Source organism: Prosthecobacter sp., from assembly GCF_044222565.1.
Classification (GTDB): domain Bacteria; phylum Verrucomicrobiota; class Verrucomicrobiia; order Verrucomicrobiales; family Verrucomicrobiaceae; genus Prosthecobacter.
Genome location: NZ_JBGANA010000002.1, coordinates 313,169 through 338,468 on the forward strand (window position 1 = coordinate 313,169; position 25,300 = coordinate 338,468).

The 25,300-nt window shown below is 62.3% G+C and carries 17 protein-coding genes and 1 pseudogene; 9 read left to right on the plus strand and 9 right to left on the minus strand.

The window, feature by feature from the left end; genetic code table 11:
* Positions 1 to 325 precede the first annotated feature (325 nt).
* Genes ACILSR_RS03415 through ACILSR_RS03430 form a run of 4 tightly spaced genes read right to left on the minus strand, consistent with a single transcriptional unit; the run spans position 326 to position 6,757 of the window.
* Positions 326 to 1,846: a response regulator gene (locus ACILSR_RS03415; protein ID WP_395748323.1), complete on the minus strand. Its 1,521-nt coding sequence runs from the start codon at positions 1,844 to 1,846 to the stop codon at positions 326 to 328.
* On the minus strand, positions 1,843 to 2,460 hold the full coding sequence (locus tag ACILSR_RS03420) for a chemotaxis protein CheB (protein WP_395748324.1): 618 nt from the start codon (positions 2,458 to 2,460) through the stop codon (positions 1,843 to 1,845). The genes ACILSR_RS03415 and ACILSR_RS03420 overlap by 4 nt, the downstream gene beginning before the upstream one ends.
* A complete protein-coding gene (locus ACILSR_RS03425; protein WP_395748325.1) occupies positions 2,457 to 3,287 on the minus strand; it encodes a CheR family methyltransferase in 831 nt (276 codons plus the stop codon). Before ACILSR_RS03425 ends, ACILSR_RS03420 begins: the two co-directional genes overlap by 4 nt.
* Entirely contained in the window at positions 3,284 to 6,757 is a 3,474-nt protein-coding gene (locus ACILSR_RS03430; protein ID WP_395748326.1) for a response regulator, read from the minus strand. The genes ACILSR_RS03425 and ACILSR_RS03430 overlap by 4 nt, the downstream gene beginning before the upstream one ends.
* A gap of 857 nt (positions 6,758 to 7,614) precedes the next feature.
* Between ACILSR_RS03430 and ACILSR_RS03435 the strand changes: the two genes are divergently transcribed.
* The 7 genes from ACILSR_RS03435 (at position 7,615) to ACILSR_RS03465 (ending at position 16,303) form a co-directional block, all read left to right on the plus strand.
* Positions 7,615 to 9,072: a S1C family serine protease gene (locus ACILSR_RS03435; protein WP_395748327.1), complete on the plus strand. Its 1,458-nt coding sequence runs from the start codon at positions 7,615 to 7,617 to the stop codon at positions 9,070 to 9,072.
* Between the two features lie 171 nt (positions 9,073 to 9,243).
* Positions 9,244 to 10,068, plus strand: coding sequence for a hypothetical protein (locus ACILSR_RS03440; RefSeq protein ID WP_395748328.1), 825 nt, complete (start codon positions 9,244 to 9,246; stop codon positions 10,066 to 10,068).
* A 30-nt stretch (positions 10,069 to 10,098) separates the two neighbouring features.
* A complete protein-coding gene (locus ACILSR_RS03445) occupies positions 10,099 to 10,560 on the plus strand; it encodes a hypothetical protein (protein ID WP_395748329.1) in 462 nt (153 codons plus the stop codon).
* The gene (locus ACILSR_RS03450; RefSeq protein WP_395748330.1) at positions 10,560 to 11,585 is read left to right on the plus strand and encodes a PhoH family protein; all 1,026 of its coding nucleotides are present in this window, start codon (positions 10,560 to 10,562) and stop codon (positions 11,583 to 11,585) included. Before ACILSR_RS03445 ends, ACILSR_RS03450 begins: the two co-directional genes overlap by 1 nt.
* 34 nt (positions 11,586 to 11,619) lie before the next feature.
* A complete protein-coding gene (locus tag ACILSR_RS03455) occupies positions 11,620 to 13,347 on the plus strand; it encodes an HD family phosphohydrolase (protein ID WP_395748331.1) in 1,728 nt (575 codons plus the stop codon).
* Complete coding sequence (ybeY, locus tag ACILSR_RS03460; RefSeq protein ID WP_395748332.1) at positions 13,313 to 13,813, plus strand: rRNA maturation RNase YbeY; 501 nt, start codon at positions 13,313 to 13,315, stop codon at positions 13,811 to 13,813. Before ACILSR_RS03455 ends, ybeY begins: the two co-directional genes overlap by 35 nt.
* Before the next feature lie 612 nt (positions 13,814 to 14,425).
* Positions 14,426 to 16,303, plus strand: coding sequence for a hypothetical protein (locus tag ACILSR_RS03465; RefSeq protein WP_395748333.1), 1,878 nt, complete (start codon positions 14,426 to 14,428; stop codon positions 16,301 to 16,303).
* 349 nt (positions 16,304 to 16,652) lie between these two features.
* On the opposite strand, the gene hisH is transcribed toward ACILSR_RS03465, so the two are convergent.
* The 4 genes from hisH to ACILSR_RS03485 all read right to left on the minus strand — a co-directional run bounded on the left by hisH (position 16,653) and on the right by ACILSR_RS03485 (position 22,765).
* Positions 16,653 to 17,273, minus strand: a complete 621-nt coding sequence (hisH, locus tag ACILSR_RS03470) for an imidazole glycerol phosphate synthase subunit HisH (protein ID WP_395748334.1) — start codon at positions 17,271 to 17,273, stop codon at positions 16,653 to 16,655.
* The gene (gene hisB, locus ACILSR_RS03475) at positions 17,273 to 17,875 is read right to left on the minus strand and encodes an imidazoleglycerol-phosphate dehydratase HisB (protein ID WP_395748335.1); all 603 of its coding nucleotides are present in this window, start codon (positions 17,873 to 17,875) and stop codon (positions 17,273 to 17,275) included. The genes hisH and hisB overlap by 1 nt, the downstream gene beginning before the upstream one ends.
* Before the next feature lie 141 nt (positions 17,876 to 18,016).
* Complete coding sequence (locus ACILSR_RS03480; RefSeq protein WP_395748336.1) at positions 18,017 to 19,435, minus strand: DUF1501 domain-containing protein; 1,419 nt, start codon at positions 19,433 to 19,435, stop codon at positions 18,017 to 18,019.
* A 213-nt stretch (positions 19,436 to 19,648) separates the two neighbouring features.
* Positions 19,649 to 22,765, minus strand: coding sequence for a DUF1553 domain-containing protein (locus ACILSR_RS03485; RefSeq protein ID WP_395748337.1), 3,117 nt, complete (start codon positions 22,763 to 22,765; stop codon positions 19,649 to 19,651).
* A gap of 231 nt (positions 22,766 to 22,996) precedes the next feature.
* Here ACILSR_RS03485 and ACILSR_RS03490 point away from each other — a divergent pair, with 231 nt between their 5' ends.
* Entirely contained in the window at positions 22,997 to 23,842 is an 846-nt protein-coding gene (locus ACILSR_RS03490; RefSeq protein WP_395748338.1) for a helix-turn-helix domain-containing protein, read from the plus strand.
* A gap of 257 nt (positions 23,843 to 24,099) precedes the next feature.
* On the opposite strand, the pseudogene ACILSR_RS03495 reads toward ACILSR_RS03490, so the two are convergent.
* Positions 24,100 to 24,249, minus strand: a pseudogene (locus ACILSR_RS03495) (DUF1501 domain-containing protein); the annotation flags it as partial.
* A 171-nt stretch (positions 24,250 to 24,420) separates the two neighbouring features.
* Between ACILSR_RS03495 and ACILSR_RS03500 the strand changes: the two are divergent.
* Positions 24,421 to 24,855, plus strand: a complete 435-nt coding sequence (locus tag ACILSR_RS03500) for a hypothetical protein (protein ID WP_395748339.1) — start codon at positions 24,421 to 24,423, stop codon at positions 24,853 to 24,855.
* The last annotated feature ends 445 nt before the right edge of the window (positions 24,856 to 25,300 follow it).

Consider the following 25,300-nt stretch of genomic DNA (forward strand, 5'->3'; position numbering starts at 1 on the left):
CCCAGCCCTCCGGCGTTGGGGGGGGATGACGGGGGCGAATGGTATGGCGTGGTAGCGGAGCGGTCATTGCATTTGGAGTGCGGTCGCGAAGCGAAGAATGAGCGCAGCTGCCGCTTTCTGCAGGCTGGACGGCATGCGAGAACTTCGATGCTTTTCGAAAGCACCCGTGCGCATGGCAGACGGAGAGTTTAGGCCCCTGCTCACTCTTTACCGCAGCGAAAGCGGTAGCTCCGATGCAGGCTTGCGCCTTGCATCTGCGCGACCGCACTCCAAAACGCTTCGCGCAAGCGAAGGCGCATCCGCATCGCGGGCGTCCCCGCTCCGCTCAGGACTTCAGACGTGCGAGGATCTGGTGCAGCTCCTCCATTTGGATGGGCTTGGTCAGATGGGCGCTGAAGCCTGCTTCCTTGGTCTGCTGCAGATCGGTTTCCATGCCGTAGCCGCTGAGGGCGATGCCGGTGATGGGGCGGGTTTTGCGCAGCTGCTCCATGAGCTGCAGGCCGCTGCCGTCGGGCAGGCCGAGGTCGGTGATGACGACGTCACAGGGGTGGGCGCTGAAGGCGGCGAGGGCTTCGGCGACGGTGCTGGCGGTGATGACGTGGTGGCCGTGACGTGTGAGGAGCCGCCCGAGGATGGAGCGGGTGGGGGCGTGGTCTTCCACGACGAGGAGGTGCAGCGGGCGCGAGGCGGAGACGGACTCGGTGGGGGCGGCGGGCGCATGGCCGGCGGCTTCCATGAGTGCGAGGGTGACGGTGAAGGTGGAACCGAGATCGGGGCCGGGGCTGTCCGCCGCGATGGTCCCTGCGTGGGCTTCCACGATGGCTTTGGAAATGGAGAGCCCGAGGCCGAGTCCGCCGAAGCGGGTCTGGCCGCTGGCGTCTCCCTGCTCAAAGGCATCGAAGATGCGGGGCATGGCCTGGGGGCTGATGCCGACGCCGGTGTCCTGCACCTGGATGGCGATGTGGCTGTCGTCGGGGTTGAAGGTGCGCAGGGTCACGCTGCCGGTCCCGGGGGTGAATTTGACGGCGTTTTTGAGGAGATTCCAAAACACCTGCTGCAGCCGCACGGGGTCCGCATGCACGTGGTGGCGGGTGGCGTTGAATTCGGCGATGAAGTGGAAGCGCCGGTCCTGCACCTCCCAGCCGATGCTTTCCTGGCAGTGCCGCAGGAGCTCGTGCACGTCCACGCGGGAGGGGCGGAAGGTGAGCTTGCCGTTGTGGATGCGGGAGGCGTCCAGCAGGTCGTCGATGAGGCGCGCCTCCAGCTCGATGTTCCGGCGCATCATGTCCAGGAGGTCGTGGGTTTCCTGGGGCAGTGCGGAGTCATTTTGCAGGGAGGCCACGGCCATGAGCACGGGGGTGAGCGGGGTGCGCAGCTCGTGGCTGAGCGCTGCCATGAAGTGGTCCTTGGCGCGGTTGGCGGCCTGCGCCTCCTCGGCGGTGATGCGGAGGGTCTCCCGCTGCATGGCCAGCTCATAGAAGATGCCCGCCTTGCTCTGCAGGATGTGGGATTCGATGGGCTTGAAGATGAAGTCCACCGCGCCGGCGTCATAGCCGCGAAAGCGCCGCTGCTGGTCGATGGCGCCGGCGGTGAGAAAGATGATGGGTACGCGGCGGGTGCGCTCCGTGCCGCGCATGAGCTCGGCCAGCTCAAAGCCGTCCATGCCGGCCATGTTCACGTCCAGCAGCGCCAGCGCCACATCGTGGATGAGCAAGAGCTCCAGCGCCTCGGGGCCGGAGCGTGCTTTGAGCAATGCCAGCCCGTCCCGCTGCAGCAGGCCTTCCAGGGCGTCCAGATTGGCCTCCAGATCGTCCACGAGCAGGAATTTGATGGTGGGGGCGGTCATGAATTCGGGACGTGGGGTTCGGCGGCGCGCGCCAGGGAGCTGAGCACTCCGGCCAGCTGGCTCAGAGGGAGGCTCTGCGCGTCCGGGCAGGCGTCCAGCGCGGCCTGCGGCATGATGGGCGCGGCGGCGGTGGAGGGCTCCTGCACGAAGGTCCGGCCTCCGGCGCGGTGCACGGCATGCAGGCCCTGCGCGCCGTCCGCGCTGGCTCCGGTGAGGATGACGGCGGCGAGGGAGCTGCCGTAGGCGTCCGCGGCGGACTCGAAGAGCACATCGATGGACGGGCGCGAGAAGAGCACGGGATCATCCTGCGAGAGGGAGAGGTGGAAATCAGGTTCTACCAGCAAATGGTAGCCCGCCGGAGCCAGGCAGACCACGCCGGGGACCACGGGCTCCTTGTCCTCCGCCTCCTTCACGCGCATCTGGCACTGGCTGTTGAGAAATCCGGCCAGCGCGCCGTTGTCCTCCGGCGGCAGGTGGATGACGACCATGACGGCGAGAGGGAAGTCCGCGGGCAGCACGGGCAGCAGCTGGAGCAGCGCGCTCACAGCTCCGGCGGAGCCTCCGATCACGAGGGCTTGGATGACGGGCTGGGTGCGGGGTTTGGTGCGGTTCATTGGCGCTTCTGGTAGAGACGTTGTTCGCGGCTGAACTCGGCGAAATCTCCCGCATGGGCGGAGAAGTGCAGGCTTTCCTTGGACCCGAGCCCGAGGAAGCCACGGCGCACGAGGGAGTCTTTAAAGAGGCCGACCGCGCGGTCCTGCAGCTCCCGGTTGAAATAGATGAGCACATTCCGGCAGCACACCAGGTGCACCTCCGCAAAGACGGCGTCCGAGGCGAGCGTGTGGTCGGAGAAGACGGTGCGCCTGCGCAGGGACTTGTCGAAGACGGCGGCGCCGTAGGCTGCGGTGTAGTAGTCGGAGAGGGAGGACTTGCCGCCGGATTTCTGGTGGTTGGCGGTGAAGAGGGAGATGCGCTCCAGATCATACACTCCGGCCTCGGCTTTGCGCAGGGCTTCGGTGTTGATGTCCGTGGCGTAAAACATGGTGCGCTCCTCCAGGCCTTCCTCGCGGAAGAGGATGGCCAGGGAGTACAATTCCTCCCCGGAGCTGCAGCCTGCCACCCAGATTTTGAGAGAGGGGTAGGTGCGGAGGTGCGGCACCACCTGCTCCCGCACGGCGCGGAAGAAGCCGGGGTCCCGAAACATCTCGCTGACCTGGATGGTGAGGAAGCCCACCAGCTCCGGCAGCAGATTGGCGTCATGCATCACGCGCTCCTGCAGGGCGGAGAAGGTGCGGCACTGGAAATGCTCGCGCGCCTGGATGAGCCTGCGTTTGAGGGAGGCGGCGGAATAGTCCCGGAAGTCATAGTGGTACTTGCGGAAGATGGCCTGCACCAGCAGATCCAGCTCGATGGCTTCGGTGTCGTCAGAGAGGTTCTTCATCGGGGCATCCACACGCGGATGAGGGAGAGCAGTTTCTCCACGTTGAGGGGTTTGGCCAGGTAGTCGCTGGCGCCTGCGGCGAGGCAGAGCTCCTGGTCTGAGGGCATGGCCTTGGCGGTGAGGGCGATGATGGGGAGCTTCTTCCACTCGGGGCGTTTGCGGATGGCGCGCGTGGCTTCCAGCCCGTCCATCTCCGGCATCATCACGTCCATCAGCACGAGGTCGATGGGGTGGTCCGACTTCTGGCGGTCCTCCAGCGCAGTCAGGGCCTCGCGGCCGTTTCTTGCCACGCTGACCTTGATGCCCAGCGGCTCCAGCATGCTGGTGAGGGCGAAGATATTGCGCACGTCATCCTCCGCCATTAGCACGTGGCGGCCTTCCAGCGCGGCCTCGCGGCTGCGGGCTTTTTCGATCATGCGCTGCTGCTCCGGTGGCAGCTCCCGCACCACCTGGTGGAGGAAGAGCGCCACTTCATCGAGCAGGCGCTCGGGAGATTTCACGCCTTTGACGATGATGGCCTTTGAGTAGCGGCGCAGCTGCTGCTCTTCATCCGCCGTGAGCTCGCGGCCGGTGTAGATGATGACGGGCGGGAAGGGGTAGGCCTCGTTCTCGCTGAGCTCCTTCAGCAGCGCGAAGCCGCTGGTGCCGGGCAGGCTGAGGTCCAGCACCATGCAGTCAAAGGTGCCTGCGCGCAGCCGCTCCAGGCAGGTGCTGGCATTCACTGCGCCGACGGCCTCCACATCGCGGGAGGAAAGCAGCTCGCAGAGAGACTTCAGCTGCACAGGATCATCCTCCACCACCAGCACGCGGCGCAGGCTGTGGGCGAGGTGTTTTTCCAGATCTTGAAAGGCCTCGATGAGCTGCTCCTGGGAGACGGGCTTCATGCGGTAGCTCATCGCTCCCATGGAGAGCACCTTCTCCGCGTAGTCGCTGCCAGAGAGCACATGCACGGGGATGTGGCGGGTGCGCGGGTCGCTTTTCAGCTGCTCCAGCACCAGCAGTCCGGAGTCGTCCGGCAGGCCGATGTCCAGCAGCACGGCCGCAGGGAGGTGCTGGCGCGCGAGGTCCAGGGCGGCCTGCGCGGTGGTGGCCACGAGGCATTGAAAATTCTTCCGCCGTGCGGTGTCTGCCAGCACCTGCGCAAAGGCGAGATCATCCTCCACCACGAGGATGGCTTTTTTGATCGCGGGCGTCAGCTGGTCGCGGTCATCCGCCACCATCGGAGCGGCGGGCTTGGCGGGTTTGGTCGCAGCCGGGGCAGGGGAGAGCGTGGCAGAGGCGGGTGCTGAGTCCGTGGCGGAAGCCGGAGCAGAAGCGGAAAAGGTGGCCGCGGAGGCCGCAGCGGACTCCGCCGTCACGACGGTGGGCAGCACGAGCGTGAAGGTGCTGCCTTTTCCCAGTTCACTGCTGAGCTGGATCTTCCCGCCGAGCAGACGCGCCAGCTCACGCGAGATGGAAAGGCCCAGCCCGGTGCCTCCATACTTGCGGCTGGTGGTGTCGTCTCCCTGGCAGAAGGGCTCAAAGATGGTGCCCTGCTGCTCCGGGGTGATGCCGATGCCCGTGTCCTGTACTTTGAAGGACATCAGGCCCTCCGCCACGCTGGCCACCTCCACGGTCACGGAGCCCTTCTCGGTAAACTTCAGCGCATTGGAAATGAGATTGCGCAGGATCTGGTCGAGTCGCTGCGGGTCGGTCTGGATGCTGGACGGTGCGCCGGGCAGGGTCACGAGCTTGAGCGCCAGTCCGTGCTTGTCCGCCACGGGCTCAAACTGGCTGCGCAGGCTTTCGAGCAGACCGGGGATGCTGATGTGCTGCGGCTTGATGTCCATGCGCCCGGCCTCGATCTTCGCCAGGTCCAGCACGTCGTTGATGAGGCCCAGCAGATCATTGCCGGAGCCCTGGATGGTGCGGGCGTATTTGATCTGCTCCTCGCTGAGATTGCCGCCGCGATTTTCCGCCAGCAGCTGCGCCAGGATGAGCACGGAGTTCAACGGCGTGCGCAGCTCGTGGGACATGTTGGCCAGGAAGGCGGACTTGTAATGGCTGGCCTGCTGCACGATGCGGGCCTGCGTCTCCAGTCCGAGCTTGGCCTGCAGGAGATTGTCCTTCTGCACCTCCAGCAGCCGGGTCTGCGCCTCGAGCTGCAGGTTGTTCTGCTCCAGCTCCGCCTGCTGCTGCTCCAGCTGGGACTGGGTGAGCTTCAGCACGCGGCTCTGCTCCTCCAGCTCTTCATTGGAGACGCGCAGCTCCTCGGTCTGCATCTGCATCTCCTCGCCCTGCCGCTGGGTTTCCTCCAGCAGCTCCTCGATGAGGGCGCGGGATTTCGCGGCCTGCACGGCGGTGCCGATGGAGCCGGACACGCGCCTCAGCAGCTCGATGGCCGCGTCTGAAATGGGCTGGAAAAAGCCCAGTTCCAGTGCGGCGGTGATGACGGTCTCATTGACCGCCGGAACGATGATGAGGTGTCTGGGGCGGGCCGCGCCGAGAGCGGAGCTGGCGGAGAAATAGTCCTCCGGCACGTCGTGCAGCAGAATGGGGCGGCGGTCTTTGACGGCCTGGCCCAGCAGCCCTTCGCCAATGCCCACGATCTCAGGCGTGCGTGCACCCGTGGGCATGGCATAGGTGGCGCAGCGCTTGAACTTCCCGGAGTCTTCGAGGTAGATCGCGCCCACCTGGGCTCCGAGGTATTCGCACAGGAAGCACAGGGCGTTTTCTCCCAGAAGGTTCAGCCGGTGTTCGTCGATGAGCTTCTGCGAGAGCTGCGCCTGGCCGTTCTGCAGCCATTGCTGCTGCTGCCGCACATGCTCATTCCGCCGCAGCAGGGAGAACACCACCAGGGCCAGGACCATGCCGAGCACCCCGGCGGCGACGGTGCTTTTCACCGCCGTTTGAAACGCCTCCTCCACCTCGGCAAAGAGCTGCCGCCGCACCGTCCTTTCCTCCTGCTGCATGGTGGTGATGTTTTTCCGCAGCGCGTCCATCGTCGCCTTTCCCTGGTCGGTTTTGACGATGGCCAGCGCCGCCTCAAAACCGCTCTGCTTGCGCACGGCGATGGTCTCCGCGAGCTCCTGCAGCTTGAGGTCGATCTGGGTTCTGATGACGGGCAGCAGCTCCTGGTGCTGGGCGTTCTGCACGGTCAGTCCTTTGATGCTGCTGTAGCGCTCCTCCACGCGTGCCACGGCGGCCTCGTAAGGTGTCAGGTAGCGCTCGTCCCCCGTCAGCAAAAAGCCGCGCTGCCCGGTCTCGGCGTCCTTGACGGTGGAGAGGACGTCCTCCAGTCCGAGGATGACATCATGCGTCTGGGTGAGCTCTCCGGTCAGCGAGCGCAGGCTCTGGATGTTGAAGAACGAGATGGCCGTGCTGCCGATGAAAAAAGCGAGTGCCGCCAGCAGCCCCGAAACTGAAAGCAGCCGCGCGGATCTGAGGGAGCGAGAGCTGGATTTCAGTGCTTCGAATTGAGGCGTCATCATAAGGTTGCAGACGAAAAAACCAGACTAGGCGAAGCACGCAAACCACCGCAACCTGACCCGCTCCCTGTTGGCACTCTCGGGGAAACCCTGATGACGTGGTGGCGGGGGTGACGAACGGAGACACGGTCTGAGGTGCGTGCATGGACGTAGGACGGTCGTGGCGACAGCCCGCCCGTCTGTGAGCGTGCTGCAAACCGAGGGGTGTACCAACGTCCTCGAAGTCGGGCGGTTTGGCGGGGAAACGCTGGAACGTGGGATGCTTTGAGCGCCAAACACGGCCGACCTACGACCGGAAGGCGCGTGCTCGAGAACCCGTTATCGTCTCGCTTCTCGCACGAGTGTGGCAGCGGTTTTGGTGGTTCGGCGGCCTGCTTTCATCAGTGACAGGAAGGCTTCGTCTGCGGCGATGATGGCTTCACGGGTGAGTGTGCCTGTTGCAGAACCGCAAGAGACCCAGCGGGGGGAGGATTTGGATTTCTTAACCGATGACGCCGATGCCTGCCGTGTGACAGAAGAGCGCGCTGCACCCGGGCGCTTCTTCTTGGAGGCAGCGGTAGTTTTCATGAGGCATCGAAATCTGTAACGCGTGAGGCGTCAAGATGGGTTTTTTTGAGGGGTGGATGGTAAGACTCAATCTTCCGGTTGTACTTTTGCCAAGGCGGAGACATGCGGCGATGTAGCTCGGTATTCCGATACCGAGTCGGTGCCGTCGCGGTATCGGAATACCGCGCTACAGCCGCGCTCGCTCCGGTTCCGCGCTACAGCCTCGCTCGTCACGCCCTGTGGCGGCGGGAACCACGATTCCATCGAATGGCCTTGCGTCCAAATGCGCGATTTGCTTAGATCGCCGATTAGTCATGAATCTGCAAATCAACTGCCCCTTCTGCCAAAACCTTCTGTCGATCGAGCAGCGCTTTGCAGGGAGCCAGATGCAGTGTCCCATTTGTGCCCAGGTGTTTGCGGTGGCGCCGCCGCCTGTGGTGCCGGTGGTGCAGGCACGCGTGGTGCCCGGCCCTGCCCCTGTGCAGGCACCGCCCACCCATGGCATGACTGCACCCGCTCCCGTGAGGAAAGCCCCCGGTGCTGCTCCGGGACCGCAGCAGCCCGGCAGGCCGCAGCAGCCCGGCACCCGGCCTGCTGGCGCTGGACGGACACCTGCCAAGGCACCGGAGGAGGGCGGCGGCTCGGCGGCGCTGCTCATGATCGGGCTGGCCGTGGTGGGAGTCCTCGTCTTGATGGGCGGCTTCTATCTCGTGAATGGAATGCTGAAAAAACGTGAGATGGCAGAGAAAGGATTGGGAGACGAAGTGAAGAGCATGCTGGAGGCCAAGCGCGCCGCCGTGGCCAAGGCGCAAAAGGAGGAGGAGCAGGAAAAAGCGGAGCTGATGGCAGGCCTGCGCAAGCTGCTGAGCGAGAGTCTTTGCGAAGGAAACGAGAAGGTCGCGGGAGAGATCATCAAAGAAGTGGAGGCCGTGCAAGGCCAGGCGGACAAGCTCTACTCCGACGCCGACATGAACAACGACCCCAAGGACATCAGAGCGTTTCTGGCCGAGCACATGGAGCCGCGCATGCGTGCCAATCCCATCATCTTCAACTGGCTCGGCGGCAGGATCACACCCAAGAAATTCTGCGCCATCATGTTTGGCCAGGAGGAGCCCGGCAGAAGGCCGCAGGGGAAGGTGGCGGACTTTCTCATGGCGGGAAATTATTCCGCCACCGGCACCGGCTTCTTCATCTCAGGAGATGGCTGGCTGCTGACCAATGAGCACGTGGTCAAAGATGCACCCGAAGTGGACGTACGCGGCACGGATGGCGTGATCCGCCGCGCGCAGGTGGTGAAGACGGATGTGCAGGGAGACGTGGCCGTGCTGAAGGTCAAGGGCTCCGCGACGAAGTGGCTGCCGCTTGCGGCGCAGGAAGGCACCATGGGCGCGGCCGTTTTCACCATTGGCTATCCGGATGCCGAAACGCAGGGCGTGGAGCCCAAGTTCACCGATGGCCGCATCAGCAGCCTGAGCGGCCTGCGCGATGACCGGGATCATTATCAGATCACCGTGCCGGTGCAGCCCGGCAACTCCGGTGGTCCGCTGGTGGATGTGAAAACCGGCGGCGTGGTGGGCATCGTGGCTTCCGTGCTGCGCGGGCGGGAGAATGTGACCTACGCCATCAAGACCGCGGTGGCCATGAATCTGCTCAAGACCATTCCCGCCTTCGCAACGACGCCACAGGTCAGGACGCCGGCCAGCACGGAGATGGAAACGATGGCCTCCGAAGTGCGCGGCGCCACGGTGTTCATCATGGTGCCGGACCGTTGAGCGTGAAGGCGGCGCGCTCTTTTGAAAGTGCGGGTGCCGGAGCATGGCGAATTTCCCGGCGTGCGGATTTTTAATGCACTTCGTTACCGCCACGGTCAAACCAGTTGCGATTTAGGGGTTATGAGGTTGAGTTGATGCGTATCAATTTTGCTCTCACCCCGGACCTTTGTCATGAAACGCTCCCTGTTTATCCGCCCCACCCTGACGGCTGCTTTGCTGCTGGTCGGCACCCTGCCACTCACCGCTGCTCCGAAAGGTACGAAAGGCGTGGAGGAGTTTGATCCCCAGGCCTTCCCCGGCAAGGTCGTGGACGACGTCATCGTCCCCGTACCGAGCGAAGTCTTCTCCGTGCTGGACAAGCTGGGCGAGCCAAACTGGCAGGCCGAACTGCGCAAGCAGGACATGCCCACCACCAGCGACCGCACCAAGCTCTCGCTGCTGTTTGGCTACACCGTGGCGGAAGGTTTTGTGGCCGTGCAGGCGCAGGACAAGGAAGCCGTGAAGGACATCGGCCATGACGTGATCTCCCTTTCGAAGAGCCTCGGCCTCAGCAAGTCCGTGCTGCCCCACGCCCAGGCGATTCTGGACGCCGCGGACAAAGGAAACTGGAGCGCCATCCGCCGCGAGTTTGACCTCACGCAGAAGACGGTGCGGGACACGATGGAGAACATGAAGGACGTGGACCTTTCCCAATGCGTCAGCCTTGGCGGCTGGCTGCGCGGCACCGCCTCCGTGACCTCCGTGGTGAAGAAGAGCTTCTCCGCGGACCGCGCGGAGCTGCTGAACCAGCCCATGCTGGTGGAGCACTTCCTCGGTTCCATTTCCAAGATGCCCGCCAGCACCCGTGAGCACGACCTGGTGCGCTCGGTGCAGAAAGGCCTCGCCTCCGTGCTGCAAAACATGGAAGGCGCCGTGGACGGTTTCACCAAGGACGCCGTCTCGGACATCGGCAAGACCTGCGACGGTCTGCTCTCGGAAATCCTGGCCAAAAAGTAACTGGCGCCTCCCACCTGCATGATCTCTCCCATGGAAAGAACCTCCCCAATGAACCGCCCTTGGTCCCGCTTTCAAGCTCTCGCCGCCGCCTGTGCCCTGCTGCTTGGATCCGCGAGTCTGCATGCGACCGTGGACGAGTCCCATGACTTCGCCATGGAGGCCGCCACTCCCTTTGTGGAGAAAGGGTTCATCGTGCGTGAGGACTACTGGAACGGCGAGGTCAAAAGCGGCCAGAAGCTCCAGATCACCCACCAGCTTTTCAAAGGGAACGAATACGCTTTCTGGCTCGGCTCCAGCCAGGATGGCGTCACCATGGACATGAAGGTCTATGATGAAAAAAATCAGCCGGTGCAGATCGACACGAAGTCGGACAAGCACTTCATGAGCGTGCGCGTCCTCCCGCCGAAAACCGGCACTTACAAGATCGTCTTCGAACTGAAGTCGAAGTCTTCGCCGGGCGTCCTCTGGGCGCTGGCCTATGGTTACCACTGATGCCCGTCGAAACACTCACGTATGAGACGCCCCAGTTTCTGCAGAAACTGCTCGGCAATGATCTTGGCAGTCTGCGGCTGATGGGGGAAACCTTTGCCGTGGGTGTGACCAGCCGGGAAGGCTGGGTGCGGCTGGAGGGAGACACCGAAAAGATCGCCGCTGTGCGCGAAGTTTTCACCCAGCTGGAAAAGGTGCGCCGCAATGGCGGTGACGTCTCCTCCGGCATGGTGCGTCTGGTGGTGGAAAGCGTGCAGCGGGACTCTGGTGATGCCCCGGCAGACGCCATCATGCAGCTCAAGCTGCTGGGCTCCGGAAAGCGCCCTCCCGTGCTGGCCAAGACACGCGGGCAGATCGCCTACGTGCAGGCCATGCGTGAGTGCGAGGTGGTCTTCGGCGTCGGCCCTGCAGGCACGGGCAAGACCTATCTCGCGATGGCTCAGGGCCTGCATTACCTCAAAGAAAAACTCGTGCAGCGCCTGGTGCTCACACGCCCGGCGGTGGAGGCAGGAGAGGCGCTTGGCTTTCTGCCCGGAGACCTGAAGGAGAAGATCTTCCCCTACCTGCGCCCTTTGTACGACGCCCTCTACGACATGCTGGAGCCTGAGGAGGCAGAGCGCCTCATCGAGCGCGGCAGCATCGAGATCGCCCCGCTGGCCTACATGCGCGGGCGCACGCTGAAAAATGCCTTCATCATCTTGGACGAAGCGCAGAACACCACCACGGAGCAGATGCTGATGTTTCTCACCCGCCTGGGGGAGGGCGCGCGCTGCGTGGTCACGGGAGATCCCTCCCAGATCGACCTGCGCCGGCATGTGAAGTCCGGTTTGAAGGAGGCCGTGGAGCTGCTGCAGGACGTCGAAGGAGTGAAATTTGTGGCCTTTGCGCCAAAAGACATCGTTCGCCTGCCGGTGGTGCAGCGTATCATTGAGGCCTATCAATCAGGTCGTAATCGCAAGAATGAGCCACAACGGCACACACAAGATGCAGGTGAGGGGAAAGATTCTTGTCCGAACCCCGATGTATGATAAGATGCGAGCCATCTTTTCCTCCCCTTAACCCATGTTTGAGTCCATTCGGCGCGCCCGCTTGCAACGCGAAGGGCTTTCCTGCGGTAAAACCCGACGGAAGCACCAGGAGGGAGATTTCCTCGATGAGTTGCGGACGCACCCCGCAGGAGCGGTGGGGGCCTATGTGCTGTTTTTTATCGGCATCGGGCTGCTGATGCGCCTCGGCACCCAGGTGGAGGCCGGACTGCCTGCCGTGACCTGGCTGCACATGCTGTATGCCGGAGCCATCGGCTTTGCCATGGTGGTGCATGAGCGCGTGGTGCTGCGGCAGGAGGTGCGGGACAATGGCGTGCTGCTGCTGGTGCTGGGCACGGTGCTCACCCACCTCGCGCTGGTGGTGCTCATGCTGGACTCGCCCATCAGCCAGAGCTGGGGCAAGACGCTCAAGGCCATTGTGCTGCCGCATGCCTTTGCCCCCATGGTGCTCTCGGTCATTCTCGGGCGGCGCATCGGTTTGTTCGGGGCCATCTACGCCACGCTGTTTGGCGTGCTGGTCTGCATTTCCATCTCCGCGCCCACGTATCTGGCCACATCGGCCGTGCTGGGCTTCACCGGCGTGCTGCTGACCAAGAGCGTGCGCGACCGCAAGCGCCTCATCATGGCCGGGTTCTACGTCGGTGCCGTGGCCGTGGTTTACTCGCTGCTGCTGCATGAGGCCGCGGGCGTCATCATGGAGGAAAAACTTGGCCGCATGGTGGGCTGGCCGCTGTTCAGCGGCATCATCACCGGCATGGTCGTGGGCGGCCTGCTCCCGGTGCTGGAGAGCGTCTTTGGTGTGACGACGGATGTCTCCTGGCTGGAGCTCGGAGACATGAACCACCCGCTCATGCGCCGTCTCAGCATCGAGGCCCCCGGCACCTACCATCACAGCCTCGTCGTGGCCAATCTCTCCGAGGCCGCCGCGGAGACCATCGGCGCCAGCGCCAGCATGTGCCGCGTGTGCGCCCACTTCCATGACATCGGCAAGCTCAGCAAGCCGGAGTATTTCATCGAGAACATGGACCCCTCGGCCAATCCGCACGAGGACCTCACCCCGCGCATGAGCGCGCTGGTCATCATCGCGCATGTGAAGGACGGCGTGGATCTCGCCATCAAGCACAACCTCAACTCCCGCATCATCGACGTCATCGAGCAGCATCATGGGAATTCGCTGGCCTTCTTCTTCTACCGCCAGGCGCTGGACCAGAAGACGGAGATGGAGCGTCTGGTCAAACTCGGCAAGGCCAAGGAGGACGACGTGCCGCAGGTGAGCGAGGAAACCTTCCGCTATCCCGGCCCGCGCCCGCAGTTCAAGGAATCCGCCATCATCTCCCTCGCAGACGCGGTGGAGAGCGCCTCCCGCACGCTGGAAAAGCCCAACGCCTCGCGCATTGAAACGATGATCGATGACATCGTGCAGACCCGCATGGCGGACGGCCAGCTGGATGAGTGCGACCTCACCATCGCCGAACTTGCCAAGGTGAAGGCCAGCTTTGCCAAGACGCTGCTGAGCATGATGCACGGCCGCATCAAGTACCAGAAGGCGCTCGAGTCCAAGCCCGCGCACCATGCTCCGGCCCCGGTGCGCGATGACTCCCGGCCCGTGCTGGCGGGCGATGATGTTCTCACGGAGGCAGACTCGGCGAAGATCGTGGAAGCCTCCTTCACCGGCCCTGCCGCCGAGGTCGTGGTCAAGAAGACCACCCGTGGCCGGAAATCGCCTCCCGCCTCTGCCGCCTGATCTGATGCCGCTGCCGAAGCTCCGCATCTACAACCGCCAGAAGACGCACGCCATCCCGCTGCCCTGGCTGCGCCGCATCGGCAAGGCCGCGCTGCCCGGCTGCCTCGCCGCCGCAAAGTCGCCTGATGCCCCGCTCGCTTCGCTGGAGGAGATCGAGATCACCATCGTTGATGACGCGGACATCGCCCGTGTGCATGGCGATTTCCTCGACGATCCCACGCCCACGGACGTCATCACTTTTCACCACGGCGAAATCCTCATCAGTGCGGACACCGCTCTGCGCCAGGGGGGCGAGCACGGCCAGTCCCTGGACCACGAAGTCGCCCTCTATCTCGTCCATGGCCTCATGCACCTCGGCGGCTGGGACGACCACGAAGAAGCGGAGGCCAGGGAAATGGCACAGCGGCAGGAGACAGTGCTGCAAGGGGCCTTGGCCGCAATGGAACCCAAGAAGCCGCAAAAATAGGCGCAGGCTGGGGTGTTTGTGGTGTCGAGGGCATCCCCACGTTCCACCTCACACTCCGCCCGATTGCGAGAATACCCGCACTCTCCAGAGTAGGCCTGGCAGACACACAGGCGGAACAGCCAGTTGGGGTAACAGCATGCAGCGCCTCGCTCGGGAAGTACGATAGGCACTCCTGCCTGTCGATCAGCGCTCACTCAGGCCAACTCGTTCCGAAGGATCGTAGGCATCCGCCAAACTGGCGATTGGGGAGGGGCGCGTGGACATGGAGTGTCTTCCGCACGCTGGCCGACAGGCAGGAGTGCCTATCGTACTCCAAGCCGCCAAGCCGCCGAGCGCGAGGACATCCATACGCCGCAGAGTTTTGCCGCACGCTCAGAGACCGGACGGTACGCCGCCACACCCATCCCACGGACGGGCAAACACCTCCGGAGACGTGCGCTGCTGTGAATGTTTGTTTTTACGAGCCTGTGCGCCTTTTTGCGGCCAGCCAAGCAGTGGCTGCTTCCGCGTCTTAGGTAGGAGTGCGGCTTTCCATGGTTGACTTAGGCTCCCTGCGGTATTGTGGACAAAAAACGCTTTACCATGCTCTGTTAGCCGTGCTATCACGAACGCATGCTTATCTGGAAAGGCCACGGAATCTTGATCTTGGTGTTTGGTGTCGCGGGTGCAGTCGCCACGGCTGTTTTGACCGGCATGCTGTTTGCAGCCACACAGTCGGCGCTGCTCGGCCGCCTCGCCATGTGTGCCCCCTTTTGGGGAGCAGCGGCTGCCATCTGGCTTTATGCCAAAACCATGGGCAAGCCCACGGAGCGCACCTTGCTGGACCCGGCCACGCACCGCCCGGTGGTCATCACCAGTTCGCACTCGTTCTTTTTCATTCCTCCAGTGCCCTGGGCCGTGCTGGCCACGGTGCTCGCCTGCTTGGTCTCGGTCTTTGCCGTCATTGTCCCTGCCTCCACCTTTGACTACAAAGGCATGGCGAATGAGGCCATCTCCTCTGCGGGAGGCAGCGAATTTGAAAAGGCAAACAAGCTGATCTCCATGGACAAAGGCCAGGAAGCCTTTGGCAACACCCCTGAGGCGCAGCAGATGGCGGCGGAGTTTGCCCAGATGGTCAAGCTCGGGCGGCGGCTCGGCATTCAGGCGGGCAAGAAACCCACCATCAGCCTCTCTCATGGCAAATTCCTTACCTACTGCCAAATCAACCCCGACTCCTGCGCCTTCATGGTGCATGTGCCGGACCTGCGCAAATTCAGCAAGGATGCCAAGGAGTACATCGCCGACGTGGCCTGGTCTGTCGCGATGGATTCCGCCTTGGAGCTGAAGCCTCGGCCCAAGCGCCTTGCCGTCGGCATACGCGGCGCCTTCCTGTATGACACCGTCATCGAAGGCCATGTGGTGCCGGAGGAGGAGGACGCGGATGCCGGCATCGAAAAGCGCCACAGCGGCAACAGCTCGCAGAACGCCCTTGGGGCGTATTTTGTGATAGCGAAGACTCCGCTTGCCGATCTCCCCAAGCGCGGGACTGCGGAGGATGCGCCTGAGAAAAAGACCGCCGGCACCACCGCTCCCAAAGCTCCGGCTTCCGACATGGCGGACGGCTCACCCATCCAGGAGGGAATGAATGCGCAGGAAAAACTCGAAGCGCTGCTCAAGTGGTTTCCCACCACCAAGGCGGGTGGAGCAGGCGGCAATGGCAAGGCGCAGACGCAGATCGCGCGGAAGTATGCCGAGTATGTCGAAAAGCGTGTGTCGGCCAATCCGGCGCTCGGCGGCATGTCGCTGCCGGATCCCGCCTTCGCCGCCTACCTTCATGTGCGTGACGACACCATGCTCTTCTTCCTGGCGCTGTCTCCCGGCGCTGAGCTGACGCCCGAGGCGGTGGCCCTCTTCGAGAACGAAGCCTGGAATGGGGCTGCCGCGACTGCTGTCTGGATGTCGCCCCTGCCCGTGCACGTTGCGGTCGTGACATTCAATGAGGCAAAGATGAGCCGCACGCGCGTCGGCTCACCCCAGAATCAGGAAGGCACCGACTGGCTCGTGGAGAAGGATTTTCTGAGCGAGCAGGGCAGGGAGGTGCTGACGCCTTATTTGGAAGCGTCCTCCAAGCCGCTGATGAAAATGGACGCGTCCAAAAAAGTGACCGGCTTGGTGAAATCGGCCATCCCGCCTGCAGCTTCCGACCTGAAGGCAAAGGCCTCTCCCTCCACGCCAGCCCCGAGCCCGGCCCCACCCGCCGCACCTCCGCCTGCTGCCGCACCCGCCGTGGCAGCCGCGCCAGCTTCGCCCCCCTTGCTGCCCACTCCTGTGCGCGACTGGAAGGACAGCACCGGCCGCATTATGCAGGCCTCGCTGGAGCGCTTCACCTCCCCAGCCAAGGACACCGGCTACTTCAAGCGCGCGGATGGCCAGGGCTTTGAAGTGCCCTTCTCCCGCCTCTCCGCCGAAGACCAGGCCATGATCCGCGACATCGCGCAGAAGTTTCAATAGAAAAGTAGTCCTGAGCTTCAGCTCGTTCTGGAAAAAGCGTCTGCATCTCCCAGATGGTCGCAAAGGTCCGCAAAAAGCACAAAAGCTCAGGTCAGAATCCAATCCGTTTTTTGCGCCTCTTTGCGTCTTCTTGCGGCCACTCAAAGCTCATCACTGCGCCAGCACCTTCAGCGCAGAGTCTCGTGAGCTTCAGTTCGTTCTGGGAAGCGCGTGCGCGTCTGCCGGACCGAACTAAAGTTCTCGACTACTTTACTGCGCGAGCGCTTTCATTCCTGAGTACTCGTGAGCTTCAGCTCGTTCTGGGAAGCGCGTGCGCCTCTGCCAGACCGAACTAAAGTTCTCGACTACTTTACTGGGCCAGCACTTTCAGTGCATTGCGCAGCAGGGTGAGGCCGGCTTCCTGGCTCTTTTCCGGGTGGAACTGCACGGCCACGAGGTTCTTCTTCGCGATGCCGCTGATGAAGCTGACGCCGTAGTCGGTGCGGCAGAGGGCGAGGGACTCGTCCTGCACGTCCGGATAGTATGAATGGACGAAGTAGATGTGTGTCGGATTCGGCAAGTTTTGCCACACATCGGCTTTCTCGGGATTCCACTGCGCCACATTCCAGCCCATGTGCGGGATTTTCAGGCCGCTGGCAGCATCGAACTTTTTCACCTTCCCGGCGGCGGCGCAGAGGCCTTCCACGCCGGGGCATTCCTCGCTGCTTTCAAACAGGAGCTGATAGCCGAGGCAGATGCCGAGGTAGGGCTTTTCAGCCTTCAGCCAGGCTCGCAGCGGCTCCCACAGGCCGGTTTCCTTCAGGATGCGCACGGAGTCGCCAAAGGCGCCCTGGCCGGGAAAGACGAGGACATCGATGGCCTCGAAGTCTTCCGGCTTCGTGACGAGGTTCGCATGCGCTCCGATGGCATCAAAGGCATTCAACACGCTGCGCAGATTGCCTGCGCCGTAATCCAGCACTCCAAGTTTCATCACAGTACGTCTTTCGTGCTAGGGATGCCAGTGACGCGGGGATCGAGCTTGGTGGCGGCATCGAGTGCGCGGGCGAGGCCTTTGAAGATGGCCTCGGCCATGTGGTGGGCATCGCGGCCACGACGGATCTCGACGTGGAGGGTGGCCAGCAGGCTGGAGGAGAAGGCGCGGAGGAACTCCTCCACAAGCTGGTAGCTGAAGCGGTTCACGCCGCCGATGGCCTCGACACGCTCAGGCGCATGGTAGCTCAGGAAGGCGCGGCCGCTGAGGTCCATTGCCACTTCGGCCAGGGTCTCGTCCATGGGCAGGAGAAAGAAGCCGTAGCGTGTGATGCCGGCCTTGGTGCCGAGGGCTTCGCGGAAGCAGTTGCCCAGGACGATGCCGGTGTCTTCCACCGTGTGGTGGTAGTCCACTTCGATGTCGCCCACGACCTTCACATTCAGATCAAACAGCCCATGCTTGGCAAACAGCGTGAGCATGTGGTCAAAGAACGGCACTCCGGTGGCGATCTGTGATTTGCCGGAACCATCGACATTGAGCTCGATCTCAATGTCCGTCTCGGCGGTTTTGCGGTGCTGTTTGGCGGTGCGGGCTTGGCTCATTTGGGGAGGGGTAATGAACACGGGTTTGGCCGTAGAGCAAGCGGGAGGGTGGTGGGGGGAAAGGTCAAGAGGTCAAGAGGTCAAGGAATGGTCAAGGCTCGACATTTGACCCTCTTGACCATCCCTTGACCACTTGACCTGTTACGCCAGCAGCCCCTTCACCAGCTTCCCATGCACATCCGTCAGGCGGTAGCGGCGGCCCTGGAACTTGTACGTCAGCCGCTCGTGGTCGATGCCGAGCAGGTGCATGAGCGTGGCGTGGAAATCGTGGATGTGGAGGCCGTCCTTCACCGTGTTGTAGCCGAAGTCGTCGGTCTCGCCGTACACGGAGCCGGCTTTGATGCCGCCGCCGGCAAACCAGGCGCTGAAGCAGCGGGGGTGGTGATCGCGGCCGAAGTTGGTGCTGATCTTGCCCTGGCAGTACGCCGTGCGGCCGAATTCGCCGCCCCAGACGACGAGGGTGTCATCCAGCAGGCCGCGCTGCTTGAGGTCTTTGATCAATGCAGCTGCGGGCTGGTCGGTTTCTTTGCAGAGCTTTGGCAGCGCACCCGGCAGGCCGCCGTGGTGATCCCAGTCTTGGTGGTAAAGCTGGATGAAACGCACGCCTTTTTCCGCAAGCCGACGCGCCTGCAGGCAGTTCGCGGCAAAGGTGCCGGGCGTCTTCACATCGGGGCCGTAGCTGTCGAGGATGTGCTGGGGTTCGTCGCTGAGGTCGGTGACTTCGGGGATGCTGGTCTGCATGCGGAAGGCCATCTCGTAATGGTCGATGCGGTTCATGATTTCCGCATCGGGCGTGCCGGCGAACTGGTGCTCGTGCAGCTCCTTGAGGCGGTCGAGCATCTGCCTGCGGCTGTCGGCGCTCACGCCTGCGGGGTTGCCGAGGTAGAGCACGGGATCTTTGGCAGCACGGAAGAGCACGCCCTGGTGCTTCGTGGGCAGGAAGCCGCTGCCCCAGAGGTGGGAGCCGAGCGGCTGGCCGCCTTTGCCCTTTGTGATCAGCACCGTGAACGAAGGCAGGTTCGCATTCTCCGCGCCAAGGCCGTAGCTCAACCATGAACCGAAGCTGGGGCGTCCGGCGATCTGTGATCCGGTTTGGAAAAACGTCACACCCGGGCCGTGGTTGATGGACTCCGTGAACATCGAACGCGCCACGCAAATATCATCCGCGATGCTGGCGGTGTGCGGCAGCAGCTCACTGAACCAGCCGCCTGCCTGACCATGCTGGGTGAATTTGAAAGGGGAGCCGACCATGGGGATGGAGGACTGATTTCCTGACATCCCGGTGAGGCGCTGGGTGCCGCGCACGGAGTCTGGAAGCTGCTCGCCATTGCGCTTGTTGAGCAGCGGCTTGTAGTCAAACAGATCCAGATGCGACGGCCCGCCGGACATGAAGAGGTAGATGATGCGCTTGGCCTTCGGCGCAAAGTGCGTGCCGCCGAGCACGCCATGGTCCGCGGGCTCGGAGCCCTGGGCGAGAAGCTCATTGAGCGCGATGCCGCCGAGGCCCATGCCGAAGCGATTGAGGAGGGTGCGGCGGTTGAGGGGACTGATGGGATTCATGGAGCGGAAAGAAAAAAGGAGTGATCCAAACGGCAGTCAGAAGTGGCACTCGATTAGGCGTGAGTTTTGTGAGTCAGCGTTTCAGAGAAAGGTAGAAAGATTAGGGGTAGAAAAATTTCAAAATCAGAAGTCTGGGAAAATTTTCCTACCCCTAATTTTTCTACCTTCTTTCCGGTGTTTGAAGCGGGTTGCATTGGAGAGTGGTTCAAAGGTTCAGCGCTTCACCACACTCGCATCGTGGTTGAGCAACGCCTGAGCTAGAATGGCCGCCGCGGCTGCTTCAGGAAGCGGAATCCCGGCATCACGTTTAGCATTCCCCGCCTTGAGCAGTTCCTCCGCTTCTTTCGGCACGGCTTTGAAGTGGGTGAGTTGTTCTTGGTAGAGCTGCGTACAGATTTGGATTTCCTTCCCATCGGGTTTGCGGCTGAGGCAGCGGAGGAAGGCGAGTTCGATCATCTTGGGGAGGTTGCCTTTTGTTTCGAGGTGGAGCTTTTCGCCGAGGACGCGGGCGGCTTCGACGTATTGGATGCCGTTGAGGAGGATGAGAGCCTGGAGGGGGGAGTCGGTGCGTTCGCGTTTGGAGATGCAGACGGCGCGGCGTGGGGCATCGAAGGCGACCATTGCGGGCGGGGGGCTGGTGCGGCGCCAGTTGGTGTAGAGGCTGCGGCGGTAAACGGCATCGCCTGCGCTGGGGCCCACGGGCTTGAAGGCTTCCGTCATCTCGTAGGGATAGACGGGGGCGCCGCCCATGGTGAGCTTGAGCAGGCCGGAGGCGGCGAGGGCGTTGTCGCGAATCATCTCCGCGGGCAGGCGGAAATGCGGGCCGCGGGCGAGCCATTGGTTGTCGGGATCGTCGGCCATCGTTTTGGCATCGGCGATGCTCTGCTGGAGGTACACTCGGCTGGTGACGATCTCCTGAATAAGCGCCTTCACATTCCAGCCGCTCTGGATGAACTTTAGCGCGAGGTGGTCGAGCAGTTCGGGATACAAAGGCCGCTCGCCCTGGCTGCCGAAGTCCTCAGTGGTCTTCACCAAGCCACGGCCGAAGAGGCTGAGCCAAATGCGGTTCACGGTGACGCGCGCGGTCAGCGGATGATCCGGTGCGGTGAGCCACTGCGCGTAGCCGAGGCGGTTCTTCGGCGCGTCTTTGGGGAAGGGGGAGAGGAAGGCGGGCGTGACGGGGCCGACTTCTTCCGCGCGTTTGTCATACTCGCCGCGCGTGAGGATGTAGGCCTTCTTGGGCTGCGGCAGTTCCTGCATGACCATGATTTCTTTTTGTGCATCGGCAAAGGCGGTGACCTCGGCGCGTGCGGCCTGCAGCTCGGCCAGCAGCGGCTGCAGCTTGGCATCGTAGGGCAGGGAGAGATCGCGATTTAAGATGCGCAAATCGTCCACGAGTCCGTTTTTGAATCCGCGATCGCGCATGCGCTCACCGAGGCTGATGTGGTCATGGCCTCCGCCGGTGATGTTCTTGGTGAGGTGGTCTTTGATGATGTCCACGGCGGCGAGCTGGCCATTGATGTAAATCTTGAGGCCGGAGGCGCGGCTGCTGCCGTCGTTGGTGACGATGACGTGGGTCCATTCCTTGAGCGGCACCTTGGCCTGCGTGCGGATGGAGATGGCATTGCCGGGCCAGAAGTGGATGAGGGACCACTTGATGCGGCCTTCTTCGATGAGCAGTTCGTAGCCGCGGCTGGCGGCGTCTGTCCATGCCTGGGAGCGGTGCAGGACGACGGCGCGTTCTTTTTCATCCGGCGTCTGAATCCAGAGCGAGATGCTGAAGGGATCGTGGCGATTGAAGTTGCCGAGAGGGGTGTCCAAGGCGTCGTCGCCGGTGAACTGGATGGCATTGCCGAGTTTGCCGGGAACGAGTTTGTTTTCGCCTTTGAGGATGGCTTCAGGACCGGGAGGCGGGGCCTTGGCTTCTTTCTTTTTTTGGGCCGGTGTTTTGTCCTTGGCATCGGCGACGGGCTTTGGTTGTGGAGGTGCAGGCGGTGGGGCTGGATGGAGAGAGTCGGCGAGTTTGTTGCCTTTGAGTTCGTCGAAGGTGAAGTGGGCGAGCTGGCCCTCCAGTGATGCGGGCACTCCTGCCTGCAGTTCCGGAAGATTGCGGGCAAGAGTGCCCACATCACTTTCCAAGGCAATGCGGGCAGGAGTGCCCGCATCACTTAGCTTCTTTTCGAGTGCGGTGACTTTGGCATTCAGCGCAGCCAGCTTCTCCTTCGCGGGCGCGTCCATCATCATCAGCGCGGGCGTGGGTGGCGAAGGAGTGAAGAAGGAATAGAGGCCTGCTTCGTCGATGTTTTGCAGCATGGAGAAGAGGCCGTAATAATCCTTCTGCGTGACGGGATCATACTTGTGGTCATGGCAGCGGGAGCACTCGAAGGTGAGGCCGAGGAAGGCGGTGGCAACGGTCTGCACGCGGTCGGCGACGTATTCGACGCGGTACTCTTCTTCGACGCTGCCGCCTTCGCTTTCCTGCTGGTGCAGTCGGTTGAAGGCGGTGGCGAGGATTTGCTCGTCGGTGGGCTTGGGCAGGAGATCGCCGGCGAGCTGCCAGGTGATGAACTGGTCGAAGGGCAGGTTCTCGTTGTAGGCTTTGACGACCCAGTCGCGCCAGGGCCAGACCTCGCGCTCGCGGTCCACCTGGAAGCCGTAGCTGTCGGCGTAGCGGGCCACATCGAGCCAGTCCACCGCCATGCGCTCGCCATAGTGCGGGGAGTTGAGGAGGCGAGTGACGAGATGCTGGATGCTCGATGCTGGATCGAACTGATGCTCGGCTACAAAGCCGCTGATCTCCTCGGGGGTGGGGGGCAGACCGGTGAGGTCGAAGCTGAGGCGGCGGATGAGTGTCTCCGGTGCGGCTTCAGGCTGGAGCTTGAGACTGCGTTCTGCGAGTTCGGCGCTGGCGATGTCGTCGATGCTGCGCTGATTTGAGGCATCGGCCTTCAGCGGAATGAAGGCCCAATGGGCTTCGTATTCCGCGCCTTCATTGATCCACTGCTTGAGGATGGCGGTCTCTTCGGCGGTGAGGTCGCCGAGCTTGGACTTGGCGGGCGGCATGTGGTCATCGGCATCGGTGGTGAGGATGCGCTCGATGAGCTCGCTCATGTCCGCCTTGCCGGGCACGAAGGCCCTGGCCTCCACGGCAGCCTCGCGCACATCCAGGCGGAGGTCGGCCTCGCGCTTCTTGGGGTCGGGGCCGTGGCAGAAGAAGCATTTGTCCGAGAGGATGGGGCGCACATCGCGGTTGAACTTCACCTTCTTGGCAGGCGCGGCTGCTGAGAGCAGGGCGGGGAAGGCGAGGAGGATGAGGAGAAGGCGGGGCATGCGGAGCGGGGAAACTTATGATTTATGATTTATGATTTACGATTTATGATTTCGGATGGCAGCAGCGCTGCGGCAAAGATTTGCGTTTAAGGGCGGGCCGGGGGTAGACTCCCAGAACCAACGCTCCCCGTCTGTGCCTCTTTGTGGATGATTTATGTCTTATTCTGCTGAGGTGGTCTGGAATAGCTGGTAGATGCGGCGCGGTTTGGCGTATCTGATTCTACAGAACGCATGCCCACCCGCCGCAAATACCTGAACTACACCACGCCGTGGGGCGTGGATCTGGCGCGTGTGGCACAGTCGGGCTGGACGCCATTTTTGATCCATGAGAGCGGCTACCAGCCTGCGCTGGAAAACTGGAACCATCACGGCGTGGATTCGCCTTTCTGGCGCTTTTACCACAATCCGAAGCCGGGGTGTCATCTGCTCTATCAGGGGCGCAAGATTCCGCTGGGGCCGCAGTGCGTGGTGCTCATCCCGGCAGACACGGTTTTTGACTGCTGCGGGCCGGTGAAGGCGAGCCACTTCTGGCTGCACTTCACCACGGCGCGGCCGGGCGTGACGATGACGACGGAACCCATCGTCATCGCGGTGGATGATGCGCTGCGGCCCATGCTGACGCGGCTGATTTCCACCCATCGCGAAGAGCAGACGGAGCTGCGGGATCATCGCCTGCACCATTTCAGCGCGGCACTGCTGCACACGGTGTTTGCCGCACTGGAAACCAGCTCACCACCTGCGCTGCCCGAACGTCTGGCGGCAGTGCTGGCCCTCATCACACGCGCACCGCACAGCCGGCTGACGAATCCGTTTTTAGCGGAGCGTGCGGGCATGAGCGTGGAGAGATTTATCCGCTCCTTTCGCGAGCACACGGGGCAGACGCCCGCTGCGTATGTGCTGGGCACGCGCTTGCGGCTGGCGGGAGAGGCGCTGGCGCTGACGGACAAGACGATCGAGCAGATCGCGGTGGAGTTTGGGTTTCCAAACCGGCACTACTTCAGCCGCATGTTTGCACGGCAGGTGGGGTGTGGGCCGGGGGAGTTTCGGGCGCGGCAGCGGGAGCGGAAGGATGGGTGAGGAGCCGGATGGTTGAACCACTAATCGCACACTCATCAAACACTAATGTCCGGAATCAGAATCCAGATTCTGGTTCTTTATTAGTGTGGGATTAGTGTTCGATTAGTGGTTTTAAACTGGTGTTGGCAGCTGTGATACCTCGATGCAGGCTGATGTGTGTGGCAGGGCTTTGAGATCGAGGACGAGTAGGGGGATGGGGACGAGGGATGCCGGAAAAAGGGAGGAGGAGTAGGAGGAAGAGGAGGAGGAGGATTGGGCTAGGCCAAGACTCCCTTCACGACATTCCCCGCGATGCCGGTGAGGCGCATGTCGAGGCCCTGGAATTTGTAGTTGAGGCGTTCGTGGTTGATGCCGAGGAGTTGCATGATCGTCGCATTGAGATCGTGCACGTGCACGGGGTCGCGGACGTAGTGTGGGTGAGGGGGGCGGATTTGGAACCACTAATCGGACACTAATCAAACACTCCGAGGGATGGCTTTTTGGGCTTTATTCATGATGGAAAAGCGCCCATTTATTCGTCGAGCATCTGCCCATGCAGAAGTGCAGCGAGCTGAATCATTTACTAAGCTTTGACTCCGATGAAGTCGCATTGGTTACACATCACTTTTTCTCCAGGCCTTTCACCGATTCATCATCGGTGCACTGTTGAGATTACGCGTGCAGGAGCTTTTCGCCAAGTTTTGGCTGAGAGGAAAGGCGGAGAGTGGGTGGAGATCTCGCCAACTCATGAAACTCAATTGAGTGAGAATGATTTTGCCGCGCTTGAAGGCGCAGTTGCCTGCATTGATTTTCCAGGGCTTTCTGCGCGTATCAGAAAAGGATTTGATGCGGGTAATCTTGCGATCGAGGTACACGCCGAGGATGGCACGTATAGCCGAGTGAAAGGCTGTATCCTTTCAGATTACCGTGGCTACCATGACTTCCAACGCATCTTTGAGCCAGCACAACGGCTTTGGAAACTTGTGTGTGCGCTGCTGCCTCAGAAGGAGTTTTTAAGAGGGGCTAGATTTTGAAGGGCTTTTGCTGGGATGACGTTAAGGCGGAAAATCGGTTCAAGCTTGCAAGCCCTTTACCACATTCCCCCAATACCCGTCAGGCGCCTATCGAGGCCCGGTCTTGGAGTAGCGCGGGCAATCTCGCCCGCAAAGGACGCGCTCGTCACGGGCAGGATTACGCGTGCTACTTCAGCCGCATGTTTGCACGGCAGGTGGGGTGTGGGCCGGGGGAGTTTCGGGCGCGGCAGCGGGAGCGGAAGGATGGGTGAGGAGCCGGATGGTTGAACCACTAATCGCACACTCATCAAACACTAATGTCCGGAATGGTTCTTTATTAGTGTGGGATTAGTGTTCGATTAGTGGTTTTAATCTGGTGTTGGCAGCTGTGGTACCTCGATGCAGGCTGATGCGTGTGGCAGGGCTTTGAGATCGAGGACGACGAGGGGGATGCCGGAAAAAGGGA

Coding starts and splice junctions, on each gene's coding strand:
- ACILSR_RS03420 (WP_395748324.1), bottom strand. CDS start 2,460: ATGAACCGCACCAAACCCCGCACCCAGCCCGTCATCCAAGCCCTCGTG.
- hisH (WP_395748334.1), bottom strand. CDS start 17,273: ATGAAACTTGGAGTGCTGGATTACGGCGCAGGCAATCTGCGCAGCGTG.
- ACILSR_RS03430 (WP_395748326.1), bottom strand. CDS start 6,757: ATGATGACGCCTCAATTCGAAGCACTGAAATCCAGCTCTCGCTCCCTC.
- ACILSR_RS03445 (WP_395748329.1), top strand. CDS start 10,099: ATGGAAAGAACCTCCCCAATGAACCGCCCTTGGTCCCGCTTTCAAGCT.
- ACILSR_RS03480 (WP_395748336.1), bottom strand. CDS start 19,435: ATGAATCCCATCAGTCCCCTCAACCGCCGCACCCTCCTCAATCGCTTC.
- ACILSR_RS03450 (WP_395748330.1), top strand. CDS start 10,560: ATGCCCGTCGAAACACTCACGTATGAGACGCCCCAGTTTCTGCAGAAA.
- ACILSR_RS03425 (WP_395748325.1), bottom strand. CDS start 3,287: ATGAAGAACCTCTCTGACGACACCGAAGCCATCGAGCTGGATCTGCTG.
- hisB (WP_395748335.1), bottom strand. CDS start 17,875: ATGAGCCAAGCCCGCACCGCCAAACAGCACCGCAAAACCGCCGAGACG.
- ACILSR_RS03485 (WP_395748337.1), bottom strand. CDS start 22,765: ATGCCCCGCCTTCTCCTCATCCTCCTCGCCTTCCCCGCCCTGCTCTCA.
- ACILSR_RS03440 (WP_395748328.1), top strand. CDS start 9,244: ATGAAACGCTCCCTGTTTATCCGCCCCACCCTGACGGCTGCTTTGCTG.
- ACILSR_RS03455 (WP_395748331.1), top strand. CDS start 11,620: ATGTTTGAGTCCATTCGGCGCGCCCGCTTGCAACGCGAAGGGCTTTCC.
- ACILSR_RS03415 (WP_395748323.1), bottom strand. CDS start 1,846: ATGACCGCCCCCACCATCAAATTCCTGCTCGTGGACGATCTGGAGGCC.
- ACILSR_RS03500 (WP_395748339.1), top strand. CDS start 24,421: ATGAAGTCGCATTGGTTACACATCACTTTTTCTCCAGGCCTTTCACCG.
- ACILSR_RS03465 (WP_395748333.1), top strand. CDS start 14,426: ATGCTTATCTGGAAAGGCCACGGAATCTTGATCTTGGTGTTTGGTGTC.
- ACILSR_RS03435 (WP_395748327.1), top strand. CDS start 7,615: ATGAATCTGCAAATCAACTGCCCCTTCTGCCAAAACCTTCTGTCGATC.
- ACILSR_RS03490 (WP_395748338.1), top strand. CDS start 22,997: ATGCCCACCCGCCGCAAATACCTGAACTACACCACGCCGTGGGGCGTG.